Below are 13,081 nucleotides of genomic sequence, written 5' to 3' on the forward strand. Positions count from 1 at the left end.
TGCGGGCGGCCGGCCGGGGTCAGGCGGCGGCGTCGACCCCCGCGTCGTGGTCGTGACCGGCGTCCGCGCTGTTGCCGGCACCGTGCGACCGGCCCGGCGCCCGCGGCACGCCGTTCACCGCGGAGGTGTCGTAGGCGAAGGTGATGATCGCGGTGGCCAGCGCGTCGGAGTTCTGGTCGAGGGCGTCGACGTTGACGTTGCCCACGAGCCGGTAGTCCTCGGCCAGCTGCGCGTACAGGGCGGCGTCCTGGCCCTCACCGCGGAGGTTGTCGCAGGCGGAGTGGTAGCACGGGTCCTTCTGCGCGCCGGCGACCCCGCCGAAGATCTCGGCCTCGGCCGCGGTCTTGGGCACCTCGGCGCCGGTGAACAGCCCGCCGGAGGGGATGCCGACCGCGATGAAGGGCCCGTAGTCCGACCGCCCGGAGAACTCCGAGTCCACGAACGGCAGGCCGCGGGAGGTGTAGAAGCCCTCGAACACGTCCTCGATCTGCGCGGAGCCCTCGGGGATGAAGCCCGGAGCCGCCGTGCCGCCGGAGTTGTCGCCGTCGTAGATGCCGGTCGTGTAGTTGGGCGAGGCGATCATGTCGAAGTTGAGGTAGAGACCGATGTCGGCGATCTCCTCGTCGCTCAGCTGGTCGACGTAGTACTCCGACCCGAGCAGGCCCTCCTCCTCCGCGCCCCACCAGGCGAACCGGACGGCGTTGTTGGGCTTGACCTTCTGCATCTGGATCGCGGTCTCCAGCAGCGCGGCGCTGCCCGAGCCGTTGTCGTTGACGCCCGCGCCCTCCTGCACCGAGTCCAGGTGCGCACCGGCCATGACGACGTTGTCGGTGCGGCCGCTGCGGGTCTGGGCGATGACGTTGTAGGTGGTGCGCTGCTCGGCCGCGTAGTCGACGGTGACGGTGACCGTGGCGCCCGGGGTGGCCGCGAGGTCGGTGCCGGCCTCGATGGTGGCGAAGACGACCGGGATGGTGAGCCCGGGCGCGGCGCCGATCATGTTGACCAGGCCGGTCGTGTTGTTCCAGATCACGACGCCGGCGGCCCCGGCGGCCTGGGCGTTGGTCGCCTTGACGGCGAAGCCGCAGCCGCCGCGCTGGATGAGGACGATGGAACCGGCGGTGGTGCCCGGGAAGTCCGTCGCCTCGCAGCCGGCGGTCGTGCCACCCGGCTCGACCGGGACCAGGGTGCCCGTCGCGGTGCCCTCGGGGCTGCCGGTGTCGAAGGTGTTCCGCACGAAGTCGACGCCCTCGACGAACGTCCGGGCCGGTGCCGAGGTCCGCACCAGCGCCGAGTTCTCCTCGGCGTAGGTGAACGGGAACTCCTGGACCTCCGGGTCGTACCCGGCCGCCCTGAGCTGCTCGACGACGTAGTCGACGCTCGCCTCGTAACCGGGCCGGCCCGCGGCACGGTCGCCGCCGTTGGCGTCCGCGACGCCCTGGAGGGCCTCGATGTGGTCGAGCACCCCCTCGGCGGTGACGGCCCTGGTCAGCTTCTCGGCCGAGTTGTTGTTCGGGACGGCGAACGCCGACGACATGCCCAGCACCGTGGTCACGCTGAGCGCGGTCACGGTGGCGAGCCCGCCGGTCACCATGCGGGAACGGGTCATCCGGGAGGTCCTCCTTCGTCGTTGAAGCCGCCCGCGGCAGGGGCCGCGGACGGTGAGGCGGAGGGAACCTAGAGGTCAGCGCGCTGCCGGGGAAAGGGCTGCACGGCGAGTCCGGTCGCTCACGCGGCGTGTCGGCCGCCCGGCCGCACCCGTCAGCGGCCCGCGGACCAGCCCGCGGGCTCGAACCGGACGGCGTCGACGGCGGCCAGCGCGCCCAGCTCGTCGGCGACCATGAAGACCTCGGTGATCCGGCCGCCGGCCAGCGTGAGCACGTCCACGACCCGCAGCTCCAGGTGCCGGCCGGTGGGCGGCAGCACCCCGGCCGCGGTGTGCAGCGGGCCCACGTGCCGCCCGCGCATGCGGAAGGCCACCGCGACCCGCTCGCCGTCCTCGACGAGGGAGACCACCTCCCGCTCGGCGTCGGCGAAGGTGGCCTGTACCGCCCGGGCGCGGGCGACCAGGTCGGCAGCGGTCAGCGGGTGCCCGTTGACGGTGACCGGGTCGGTGTAGAGGGCGCGGAAGGCCTCCTCCGCGGCCGGGCCGTCGGGCAGCGGGTCGGTCCACAGGCGCAGCAGCCGGTCGACGTCGAAGGCTGTCGGGGATGCCATCGCGCCATGGTCGTCCCGGGCCGGACCCGGCACCAGGGGCGCCGGTGCCCGGCGGTCGGGTGGTGACGTGTTCAGGCCGGGGCGTCGAGGGTGACCACCTGCCACCGGCCGTCGAGGGCCGCGGGGTCGTGCGTCACCAGCAGCACGGTGCGCGGCTCGCGGGCGAGCAGGTCGAGCACCCGCCCGGTCAGCGCGGGGTCGAGGTGGGCGGTGGGCTCGTCGAGCAGCAGCACGTCGGCGCGGCTGAGCAGCGCCCGCGCCAGCCCCACCCGGGCGCGCTCACCGGCCGAGAGCCGCTCGCCGCCCTCCCCCACCCAGCCGTCGAGACCCGGCGTCGTGGCGAGGGACCCGAGGCCGACGTCGGCCAGGACGGCGAGCAGTTCCTCGTCGGTGGCGTCCTGCCGGCCGAGGCGGAGGTTCCCGGCGAGCGTGCCGCCGAGCACCTGCGGCGCCTGCGCGCTCCAGGCCAGGCGGGACCGGACGCCCTCGAGCGGGAGCCGGCGCAGGTCGGTGCCGCCGAGGGTGACCCGGCCGGTGTCGGGGTCCCGCGCGCGCACCGCCAGCGCCAGCACGGTGCTCTTGCCGGCGCCGCTCCCGCCGGTGAGGGCCACCTTGGCGCCGTCGGGCACGGCGAGGTCGACCCCGCGCAGCGCTGGGCGGACGGCGCCGGGATGGGTCAGCGAGACGCCCTCGAACCGCAGCGCGGAGCCCGCCGGCAGCGGCAACGGCTCGGCCGGGTCGGCGACGGCGGGGCGCCGGGCGGCGAGGTCCTGCACGCGGCCGGCCGCCGCGCGGATCCCGCCCGCGGCGCTCCAGGCCGCGCCCAGCCCGCCCACCGCCTCGAAGGCGCCGAGCACCCCGAGCGCGCAAGCGGCCAGCAGCAGCGGGCCGGTGTCCCCCGCGGCCACGTCGGCGCCCACCAGCCACAGCGCCGCCACGAGCCCGAGCCCCGGCACGCCCTCCCGGCACAGGGTGGTGACCGCGGCCAGCCGGGCCGACGCGCGCTGCGCCTCCTCCTGCCGGTCCAGGTGACCGTCGAGGGTGCGCAGCGCCGTGGCGCCGCCGTCGCCGCTGAGGGTGTCGGCCAGGCCGCGGACCAGGTCCAGGGTGTCGGCGGCCACGTCGGCGTCGGCGCGGGCGGCGGCCAGCGCGGCGCGGCGCCCGGCACGGGCGGCCACCACGGGCACGACGACCCCGAGGAGGACGAGCAGGCCGGCGAGCACGGCGGCGGTGGCCGGCGAGACCAGGGCGGTGAGGACGACCGCGGTGCCCCCGGCCAGGACGGCGACGCCGGCGGGGGCGACGAGCCGGACGACGACGCCCTGCAGCTCGTCGACGTCGGCCCGCACCCGCGACAGCAGCTCGCCGCCGCGGACGCCGGTGAGCGCGGCCGGCGCGAGCGGGACCAGCCGCTCGAGCACCCGGGCGCGCACGGCGGTGACCATCCGCAGCGTGACGTCGTGCGTGACCAGCCGCTCGGTGTAGCGCAGCGCCGCCCGGGACAGCCCGAACAGGCGGACCCCGGTGATCAGCGGCATGAGGACCAGCAGGGTCGAGGGCCGCTGCGCCGCGCCGGTGATCAACGCACCGGACACCGCCAGCAGCGCCGCGCCGCACAGCACGGTGAGAGCGCCGAGGGCGACGGCGAGGGCGGTGCGCGGCCCGTGCAGCAGCGCCAGCGTCTCCCTCACCGCGGCACCGCCGGCTCCCGCACCCGCCCGCCGTCGAGCGCCACGACCCGGTCGTGCAGGGCCAGCGGCGCCGTCCGGTGGGTGACGGTGACGACGGTGCGCCCGCGGGCGAGGTCGTCCAGGGCGGCCAGCACCGCCGACTCGGTGGCCGCGTCGAGCTGCCCGGTGGGCTCGTCGAGGACCAGCACGGGGGCGTCCTTGACGAACGCGCGGGCCAGCGCCAGCCGCACCCGCTCGCCGCCGGACAGCCGCGCGGCGTCCTCGCCCAGCGGCGTGGCGCTGCCCTGCGGCAGCCGGGCGACCAGGTCCAGCAGCCCCGCCCGGTGCAGCGCCTGCTCGACCTCCGCGTCGCCGGCGCCCGGGCGGCCCAGCCGCACGTTGTCGGCGACGGTGCCCGGCGACAGCCACGGCCGCTCCGGGACGTAGGCCACCCGCGCCCGCCAGGCGTCGGGGTCCAGCTCGGACAGCGGGACGCCGTCGGCGAGCACGGCGCCGGCGTCGGGGGCGCGGAACCCGAGCAGCAGCCGGACGGCGGTGGTCTTGCCGGCGCCGCTGGGCCCGACCAGCGCCGTCCGGGACAGCGGCGGCAGGTCGAGGTCGACGCCGTCGAGGGCCACCCGGTCGCCGTAGCGGACGGTGACACCGAGCAGCGCGAGGTGCGGCACGCCGGGCGGGACCGGGCGGGTGCCACGGGCGGGCGCGGGGGTGTCGAGCAGCGCGAACACCCGCTCGGCGGCCGGCCGGCCCTCCAGGCTCGCGTGCCGGTCGGCGCCCAGGGCGCGCAGCGGGGCGAAGAACTCCGGGGTGAGCAGCAGGACCAGCAGCGCGCGCTCGAGGTCCAGCCCGCCCTGGAACAGCCGCACCCCCACGGTGACGGCGACCAGCGCGGTGCAGAGCACGGCGCCGAGCTCGAGCACGAAGCCGGAGAGGAACGCGGTGCCCAGCACCCGCATCGTGTTCCGGCGGTGGGCCTCGCTGACCCCGGTCAGCCAGCGGGCGCTGCCGCGGGCCCGGCCGTAGGCGACCAGCGTGGGCAGCACCCGCAGCGTGTCCACCAGGACCGCGCCCAGCTGGGCGAGGGTCTCCCACGAGGCGCGGGCGGACCGCGCGGCGAGCGTGCCGGTCAGCCACAGGAAGACCAGGACCAGCGGGCCGGTGAGCAGCAGCAGGCCGCCGCTGGCCGGGTCGAGCACGAGCACGGTGGCGGCCACCAGCGGCGGGACGACGGCCGCCGTCGCCGCACCCGGCAGGTACCGGCCGAGGACGCCGTCGAGCCGGCCCACGCCCTCGGTGACCGTGGTGACCAACTCGCCCGCACGCTCCCCCGCCGCGGCGGCGGGGCCGAGGACGAGGAGCTTGCGCAGCAGCGCGGCGCGCAGCTCGCGCCGGACCCGCGCCGAGGTGCGGACCGCGGCGCGGTCGCGGAGCCCGGCCAGCCCGGCGCGGGCGCCCCAGGCGGCGAGGACGCCGGCGAGGGCGCCGGACGTCTGCGCCGGCGTCGCCGCGCCGGTGGCCACCGCGCTGACGACCGCGGCCACCAGGGCCCACTGCACCACCAGCAGCGCCCAGACCAGCACTCCGAGCACGGCGCACAGGGCGACCAGCCGGCGTGACGCGGGCAGCGCCAGCAGGCGGCCGGTGGGTCCGCGGTCCATCAGTAGCCGTGGCTGAGCGCGCCCTCGTCGGGGCGCACCCGCTCGCGGAAGACGTAGTAGTTCCAGATCTGGTAGCCGATGATCAGCGGCAGGAAGATCGCGCCGACCCAGGTCATCAGGACCAGCGTGTAGTCCTGGGCCGCCGACTCCTCGAGGGTGAGCCCGTACTCCGCCCGCAGCGTCGAGGGCAGCACCTCACCGCGGGTGTAGAGCGCGATGAACACCGTGACGGTGGCGAACAGGACGGTCAGGCCGCTCATCGTGAACGCCAGGACGTCGCGGCGCCGCACCAGCGCCCACCAGATGCTGGCCAGGGTGAGGAACGCCGCGACCGGGAAGGCCCACGGCACGACGCCGAAGTCCTCGAACAGGTCCTCGGTGACGTACCCCATGACGACGAAGCCCACGATCGCCACGGTGGCCAGCGCCCCCCAGCGCAACGCGGCCCGGCGGGCCCGCCGGTAGAGCACGGTGTCGGTGTGCAGGCGCAGCAGCAGGAAGTTGGCGCCGTGCAGCATGAACAGCAGCAGCGTGGTGACGCCGCCGACGATCGAGAACGGCGTGAACATCGCCGCGAAACCGCCCTCGACGCGCCCCTCGGCGTTCACCGGCAGCCCCTCGATGAGCTTGGCCATGATCACGCCCCACAGGAACGAGGGGACCACGCTGCCGCCGAAGGACATCCAGTCCCAGAAGGAGCGCCAGCGCTCGCTGTCGACCTGGTTGCGGTACTCGAAGGACACCCCGCGCAGCAGCAGCGCCAGCAGGATGAGCACGAACAGCGGGTACATGCCGCTGAAGACCGCGCCGTACCAGAGCGGGAAGGTGGAGAACATCAGCCCGGCGGCGGCGATGACCCAGACCTCGTTGCCGTCCCAGAACGGCCCGATGGTGCCGGTGAGCGCCCGCTCCTCGGCCTCGGTGCGCGCCAGCGTCGGCCGCAGGATGTCGACGCCGAAGTCGAAGCCCTCCAGGAAGAAGTAGAGGGTGAACGTCAGCGCGATCAGCCAGAACCACAGCGTGACGAGGTCCACCGTCAGTCCCTCTTCTCGTACCCCTGGAACCCGGCGCCCTCGTAGTCCGGGGCCGGCGCGGAGACCAGCTGGGCCTCGGGCTTGCGGTGGATGCCGGCGCGGGCGGTGACGCTGAGCAGGTAGACGTCGAGCCCGATGAGGGCGAGGTAGACCGCCCACAGGCCGACCAGGCCGGCGAGCACCTCCCCGGCGGTGTTGGCGCTCACGCCCTCGGTGACGGTGAGCTCGCCGTAGACCATGAACGGCTGGCGGCCCATCTCGGTGACGATCCACCCGGTGAAGTTGGCGATCCAGGGCAGCGGGATGAACCACACCAGCGCCCGGAGGAACCAGCGGGTGCTGTCGAGCCCCCGCTTGCGCCGCCACCACAGGAAGAGCCCGAGGAACGCCGTCGCCAGCAGCAGCGACCCGATGGCGACCATGATCCGGAAGGACCAGTACACCCAGGCCACCGGCGGGGTGTAGTCGTCCTCGCCGTAGGCGGCGTCGTACTCCTCCTCGAGCTGGTTGATGCCCTCGTAGCGGCCCTCGAGGCTGTTGTAGGCCAGGATCGAGCCGACGTAGGGGATCTCGAGGCTGAACGAGTTCTCCCGGGCCGTCTGGTCGATGACGGCGATCAGCGACCACGGCGCCGGGGAGTCCGAGGTCTCCCACTGCGCCTCCATGGCCGCGAACTTCATCGGCTGGTCCTCCCGGGACACCTGGGCCGCGGTGTGCCCGCTGAACACCGAGAAGACGGTGCCGACGGCGGCGAAGACCAACCCGATCCGCAGCGCCCGGGAGAACACGTCGGGGTCCTGCCTCCGCAGCAGGTGGTAGGCGCTGATGCCCAGCACGAAGAAGGCCGCGACCACCCAGGCGCTGCCCTGGACGTGGGCGAAGTACAGCCAGGCCTTGTAGTTGAAGACGACGGCGGCGAAGTCGGTGAGCCGGGCCTGCCCGTCGACGACCTCGTAGCCGACCGGGTGGTGCATCCAGGCGTTGGCCAGCACGATCCAGAAGGCGCTGATCTGGGTGCCGATGGCGACCAGCCAGATGCTGGCCAGCCGCATCCACGGCTTGAGCCGGTCCTTGCCGAACCACCACAACCCGATGAAGGTGCTCTCGAGGAAGAAGGCCATGAGCACCTCGAGGGCCAGCGGGACCCCGAAGATGTTGCCGACGAAGTAGGAGTACTGGCTCCAGTTCATCCCGAACTGGAACTCCTGCACGATGCCGGTCACCACGCCGACGGCGAAGTTGATGAGGAAGAGGTGACCGAAGAAGTTGGTCATCTTCCCGTAGACCTCGCGCCGGTCCGACCGGCGGTAGGCGATGGTCTCCATGACCGCGATGAGGAACGCCAGGCCCACGGTCAGCGAGACGAAGAAGAAGTGGAAGATGCTGGTCGAGGCGAACTGGAAGCGGGAGAGCTCGACCACGTCCACGCGGGCACCACCTCGACGTCCGGAGGCCGGGCGATCAGGTGGCGCGGGGTCGTCACGCCGAGGGGTACCGGCCGTCCGGGGACGACGATTGCACGCAACCGGCTGGGGTGCAGCGCGAGCGGCCGGACCGGCCGCGGGGCGGGCCGGCGGTCACCGGGAAATGTCGTTGCCCTCAGGTGCACTGCAGGTCCCATGCTGTCGGGGTGACCCCGCCGGAACCCCCCTCCGCGCGACCGACGGCACCCCGGGACCAGGAGGCGGTATGAACGTCCCACCCGCGGTCGAGGCGATCGACCTGACCAAGCACTTCGGAGACAACCGCGCCGTCGACGGCGTGAGCTTCGTCGTCCCCACGGGGACGGTCCTGGGGCTGCTCGGCCCCAACGGCGCCGGCAAGACCACGCTGGTGCGGATGCTGACCACGCTCAGCGTGCCCACCAGCGGCACCGGCCGGGTGGCCGGGTTCGACGTCCGGGAGCAGCCCGAGGCGGTCCGCCGCAGCATCGGCCTGACCGGTCAGGCGGCGACGGTCGACGAGATCCTCACCGGGCGCGAGAACCTGCGGCTGATCGGCAGCCTCTACGGCCTGGGCCGCGGCTACGTCCGTCGGGCGTCGGACGACCTGCTGGAGCGCTTCGACCTCGCCGCGGCCGCCGACCGGCCGGCGAAGTCCTACTCCGGGGGCATGCGCCGGCGGCTCGACCTCGCGGTGAGCCTGCTGGCGGCCCCGCCGATCCTGTTCCTCGACGAGCCCACCACCGGGCTGGACCCGCAGAGCCGGTCGGGGCTGTGGGAGGTGCTGCGCGAGCTCGTGCAGGAGGGCACCACCCTGGTGCTCACCACGCAGTACCTGGAGGAGGCCGACCACCTCGCCGACGAGATCGTGGTGGTCGACAAGGGCCGCGTCATCGCCGCCGGCACCCCGACCCAGCTCAAGGACCAGGCCGGGCAGGCCAGCGTCGTGGTCACCCTGACCCACGCCGCCGACCTCGACGCGGCCGCCGCCCTGATGCGCGACCACTCCCCCGAGGTGCACGTCGAGGCGGGCAGCCGTCGGCTGACCGCGCAGGCCGGCGGGCTGGGCGACATGACCCGGATCGCCGCGGTCTTCGAGCACAGCGGGATCGAGCTCGACGACCTCGGGCTGGCCCGGCCGAGCCTCGACGACGTGTTCCTGCACCTGACCGGGCACCGCGCCGAGTCGGCCACCACCGAAGAGACCACCACGGGGGCCCAGACCGAGGGAGCCGCGTCGTGACCGCCACCCAGACCCCGCTCCGGGCCACGGCCCGACCGGAGATCCATCCGCCGTCGCTGCTGCGGGCGTCGTCGACGATCGTCTGGCGCAACCTGATCCACATCCGGCGGATGCCGGAGATGCTGCTCGACGTCACCGTGCAGTCGGTGATGTTCGTGCTGCTGTTCGCCTACGTGTTCGGCGGCGCCATCGCCGTGGCCGGCTCGAACTACCGGGAGTTCCTGCTGCCCGGGATCATGGTGCAGACGATGGTGTTCTCCTCCGCCATCGTCGCCATGGGGCTGACCAACGACCTGCAGAAGGGGTTCGTCGACCGCTTCAAGTCCCTGCCGGTCCCGCGGGCGGCGGTGCTCGTCGGGCGGAGCCTGTCCAGCCTGATCCACTCCAGCATCGGCGTCGCCGTCATGGCGCTGACCGGCCTGCTCATCGGGTGGCGGATCCGCAACGGCCTCGTCGACGGCGTCCTCGGGTTCCTGCTGCTGCTGGTGTTCGGCTTCGCCATGATCTGGCTGGGGATCTGGGTCGGCTCGCTGATGCGGACCGTGGAGGCCGTGCAGGGCTTCATGTTCACCGTCATGTTCCCGCTGACGTTCGTGGCCAACACGTTCGCGCCGACCGAGAGCATGCCCGCCTGGCTGCGCACCATCGCCGAGTGGAACCCGGTCTCGGCGCTGACCCAGGCCTGCCGGGAGCTGTGGGGCAACGGCCTGCCCGCCCCCGCGGACGCCGCCTGGCCGCTGCAGAACCCGGTCCTGGTGTCGATCGCCTGGTCGCTGCTGCTCACGGCGCTGTTCGCGCCGCTGGCCCTCTCGGCGTTCCGCCGCCGGTCCCGGGACTGACGAGGGCCCGGGGCCCCGGGCCCCGGCGTCAGCGCACGGCGGCGACGTCGGCCGGCAGCCCGGGGGCCCGGCCGGCGGCCGGCGTCTCCCCCCGGGCGACGGCCGCCGGGGCGCTGTCCGGGCGCACCCCGGCGGCGACGTAGGCCTCGTCCTCCTCGAGGGTCTCCCGCTCGAGGAGGGCGGCGGCCAGCCGGTCCAGCCGCTCCCGGTTGGCCCGCAGCGTCGCGACCGCCTCGGCGTAGCACTCCTCGACCAGCCGGCGCACCTCGGCGTCGACGAGTTCCCGCGTCGCCGGGGCGGCGCCGTCGGCGGCGAAGGGCTGGTCCCCCGACGGCGGCAGGACCGCCACCGGGCCCACCGCCGGTGACATGCCCCACCGGCCGACCATCTGCCGGGCGAGCCGGGTCACCTGCTCGAGGTCGTCGGCGGCGCCGGTGGTGACGTCGCCGTAGACGACCTCCTCGGCGGCCCGCCCGCCTAACGCACCGACGATGCGGCCCCGCAGGTACCGCACCGAGTAGCCGTACCGGTCGCCCTCCGGCGTCTGCACGGTCACCCCGAGGGCCTGTCCCCGCGGGATGATCGTCACGCGGCGCACCGGGTCCGCGCCGGGCGTGAGCATGCCGAGCAGCGCGTGCCCCGCCTCGTGGTGGGCGGTGCGGAGCTTCTCCTCCGGGGAGAGCACGATGCCGCGCACCGTGCCCAGCAGGGTCTTCTCCAGCGCCTCGGCGAGGTCGGCGCCGGCGACCTGCTCACGGCGGTTCTTCGCGGCCAGCAGTGCCGCCTCGTTGACCAGGTTGGCCAGGTCGGCGCCGACCATCCCGGGCGTCGCGGCGGCCACCGCGGCGAGGTCGACGTCGGGCGCCAGCGGCACCTCCCGGGTGTGCACCCGGAGGATCTCCAGCCGCCCGGCGCGGTCGGGCGGGCCGACGGTCACCCGCCGGTCGAAGCGGCCGGGCCGCAGCAGCGCCGGGTCGAGGATCTCGGGCCGGTTGGTGGCGGCGAGCACGACCACGCCCTGGTTGCCCTGGAACCCGTCCATCTCGGTGAGGACCTGGTTGAGCGTCTGCTCGCGCTCGTCGACGCCTCCGGTGGTGGCCGTCCCGCCCCGCGCCCGGCCGATGGCGTCGAGCTCGTCGATGAACACGATCGAGGGCGCCACCTTCTTCGCCTGGGCGAACAGGTCGCGCACCCGGCTGGCACCCACGCCCACGATCGCCTCGATGAACTCCGAGGCCGAGATGGAGAAGAACGGCACCCCGGCCTCGCCGGCCACGGCCCGGGCGAGCAGGGTCTTGCCGGTGCCGGGCGGGCCGGAGAGCAGCACGCCCCGCGGGATCCGCGCCCCGAGCCGGGTGTAGCGCCCGGGGTCGCGCAGGAAGTCGACGACCTCGCCCACCTCCTGCTCGACCGCGTCGATCCCGGCGACGTCGGTGAACGTCGTCCGCCGCCCGGAGTCGGGCCGGTAGAGGGTGGCCTTCGACCGGCCGAAGCCGCCGAGCGCGCCGGCGCCGGAGGCCGCCCGCCGCCGCAGGAACCACAGCAGGAGCGCCACCAGCAGCAGGGTCGGGCCGAAGCCGACGACGACCTGCACCCACAGCGGCGGGCCGGCGTCCGGCGAGACGGCGTCGACGGTGACGTCCTGGGCCTCCAGCGTGGCCAGCAGGTCGTCGGTGGCGAAGGACGGGCGCTGGGTGGTGAACAGCTCCGTCGGGGCGGCGTCGTCCCCGCCGGGCGGGTCGACGGCGGTGCGGAACTCCCCCTCGATGGTGTCCCCGGTCGAGGTCACCGACGCGACGTTGCCGGCGGTCAGCTGGTCGGTGAAGTACGTGTAGGGGACCGCGGCCCGCGGCGGTGGGCCCATCGCGACCGACGCGATGATCCAGTTGACGGCCAGCGCGGCCAGCACCAGCCCCCACAGGGCGCCCAGCCGCGGGCGCTGCGCCGCCGGGCGGCCCCGGTCGTCGGGCATGCCCTCGACGCGCCACGGCGGGGGACGGCGGGACACGCCGTCGTCGCGGCCGCGCAGCCGGGCCCAGGATCCCGACCGGCGCGTGCTCTCGTCCTCCGGCGCGCCCGCCTCCCCCCGTGTCGCAGCACCGGCCATCGGGACCCTCCCCTGTCGAGCGCAGCCTCGTCCGCCCCATCGGGGCCACCGTGCCGCCGCACCGGGAGTGCTCGCGCCAGGGAAGGACCCTGGGCTCGGGTGCGCCGGCCGGGCCCCGCTCCGTGTCGACCCGGTGCGGTCCCCGCGGCCGGGAGACCGCACCAGGTCGACACCGGGCGCCCGCGCGCCCGGGGGGGTCAGGCCAGGCCGTCGACGTGCACGCCCGTTGCGCGCAGGTCCGCGACACCGGTCAGCAGGCCGGGTCCGTCTCGTCGAGCCCGAGGGGAGAGCTGCAGTCGCCGGTGCAACGGCACGACGTCTCGCGATGGGGGACCGCAAGCGGACGACAGCCGGTGGTGATGCACCCGTGACAGGTCGGTGACGCGCCATGACGACCATCGGCAACGACTCTCGGCACGTCCAGGAGAGGAGTGGTCATGTCTGCACCCCTCGAGGTGTCGCAACCCCACGATCCGACCCGACCGGGACGGACCACGGCGGCCAAGGCCTGGGTGGCCGCGATCTACAGCGCGGTCCTCGCATTCCTGTCATCGCTCCTCACCGCACTGGGCGGTGCGGACACCGGCTTCGACTCGGTCACCGCAGGTCAGTGGCTGACGGCGGTGGTCGCTGCCCTCGTCGCCTTCGGTGGGGCTGCCGGTCTCACCTATTACGTCCCCAACAAGCCCCGGTGACGAGCCAGGCGTACTGCCGGACCGATGCGAGTCGATCGCGCCGTTGACATCGCGTGTCTCCCGCTGGGGATGATGTCGCCAGGCCGGGTGGCAGCCTCTGATCCGGTCGCCGTGCGCCGGTCGGCTGACCCCACTCAGGGCGAGCACCGGAAGGACGTGTC

General features: G+C 74.4%; 10 protein-coding genes. 3 read left to right on the forward strand and 7 right to left on the reverse strand.

Features of this window, described 5'->3' with window-relative positions; all coding sequences use genetic code 11:
• Positions 1–19 precede the first annotated feature (19 nt).
• The 6 genes from ACI79V_RS05770 to ACI79V_RS05795 form a co-directional block, all read right to left on the reverse strand.
• The gene (locus ACI79V_RS05770; protein ID WP_456887470.1) at positions 20–1,606 is read right to left on the reverse strand and encodes a M28 family peptidase; all 1,587 of its coding nucleotides are present in this window, start codon (positions 1,604–1,606) and stop codon (positions 20–22) included.
• A 152-nt stretch (positions 1,607–1,758) separates the two neighbouring features.
• Complete coding sequence (locus ACI79V_RS05775) at positions 1,759–2,214, reverse strand: ester cyclase (RefSeq protein ID WP_456887471.1); 456 nt, start codon at positions 2,212–2,214, stop codon at positions 1,759–1,761.
• Between the two features lie 71 nt (positions 2,215–2,285).
• Positions 2,286–3,905, reverse strand: coding sequence for a thiol reductant ABC exporter subunit CydC (gene cydC / locus ACI79V_RS05780; RefSeq protein WP_456887472.1), 1,620 nt, complete (start codon positions 3,903–3,905; stop codon positions 2,286–2,288).
• Positions 3,902–5,560: a thiol reductant ABC exporter subunit CydD gene (gene cydD, locus ACI79V_RS05785; RefSeq protein WP_456887473.1), complete on the reverse strand. Its 1,659-nt coding sequence runs from the start codon at positions 5,558–5,560 to the stop codon at positions 3,902–3,904. Before cydD ends, cydC begins: the two co-directional genes overlap by 4 nt.
• Positions 5,560–6,594, reverse strand: a complete 1,035-nt coding sequence (gene cydB, locus ACI79V_RS05790; protein ID WP_456877874.1) for a cytochrome d ubiquinol oxidase subunit II — start codon at positions 6,592–6,594, stop codon at positions 5,560–5,562. Before cydB ends, cydD begins: the two co-directional genes overlap by 1 nt.
• A 2-nt stretch (positions 6,595–6,596) precedes the next feature.
• Entirely contained in the window at positions 6,597–8,021 is a 1,425-nt protein-coding gene (locus ACI79V_RS05795) for a cytochrome ubiquinol oxidase subunit I (protein WP_456877875.1), read from the reverse strand.
• A 262-nt stretch (positions 8,022–8,283) separates the two neighbouring features.
• Between ACI79V_RS05795 and ACI79V_RS05800 the strand changes: the two genes are divergently transcribed.
• The gene (locus ACI79V_RS05800) at positions 8,284–9,279 is read left to right on the forward strand and encodes an ATP-binding cassette domain-containing protein (protein ID WP_456887474.1); all 996 of its coding nucleotides are present in this window, start codon (positions 8,284–8,286) and stop codon (positions 9,277–9,279) included.
• The gene (locus ACI79V_RS05805) at positions 9,276–10,118 is read left to right on the forward strand and encodes an ABC transporter permease (protein ID WP_456876833.1); all 843 of its coding nucleotides are present in this window, start codon (positions 9,276–9,278) and stop codon (positions 10,116–10,118) included. The genes ACI79V_RS05800 and ACI79V_RS05805 overlap by 4 nt, the downstream gene beginning before the upstream one ends.
• 28 nt (positions 10,119–10,146) lie before the next feature.
• Here ACI79V_RS05805 and ftsH read toward each other — a convergent pair whose 3' ends face one another.
• Positions 10,147–12,225, reverse strand: a complete 2,079-nt coding sequence (gene ftsH, locus ACI79V_RS05810; RefSeq protein ID WP_456887475.1) for an ATP-dependent zinc metalloprotease FtsH — start codon at positions 12,223–12,225, stop codon at positions 10,147–10,149.
• A 437-nt stretch (positions 12,226–12,662) separates the two neighbouring features.
• Here ftsH and ACI79V_RS05815 point away from each other — a divergent pair, with 437 nt between their 5' ends.
• Complete coding sequence (locus tag ACI79V_RS05815; protein WP_456887476.1) at positions 12,663–12,920, forward strand: hypothetical protein; 258 nt, start codon at positions 12,663–12,665, stop codon at positions 12,918–12,920.
• The last annotated feature ends 161 nt before the right edge of the window (positions 12,921–13,081 follow it).

The sequence above is a fragment of the Geodermatophilus sp. SYSU D00700 genome (assembly GCF_054050255.1).

Bases quoted from the DNA above. Each gene is read 5' to 3' on its own strand.
- ACI79V_RS05770 (WP_456887470.1), bottom strand. From the start codon at position 1,606: ATGACCCGTTCCCGCATGGTGACCGGCGGGCTCGCCACCGTGACCGCG.
- ACI79V_RS05775 (WP_456887471.1), bottom strand. From the start codon at position 2,214: ATGGCATCCCCGACAGCCTTCGACGTCGACCGGCTGCTGCGCCTGTGG.
- cydD (WP_456887473.1), bottom strand. From the start codon at position 5,560: ATGGACCGCGGACCCACCGGCCGCCTGCTGGCGCTGCCCGCGTCACGC.
- ACI79V_RS05800 (WP_456887474.1), top strand. From the start codon at position 8,284: ATGAACGTCCCACCCGCGGTCGAGGCGATCGACCTGACCAAGCACTTC.
- ftsH (WP_456887475.1), bottom strand. From the start codon at position 12,225: ATGGCCGGTGCTGCGACACGGGGGGAGGCGGGCGCGCCGGAGGACGAG.
- ACI79V_RS05815 (WP_456887476.1), top strand. From the start codon at position 12,663: ATGTCTGCACCCCTCGAGGTGTCGCAACCCCACGATCCGACCCGACCG.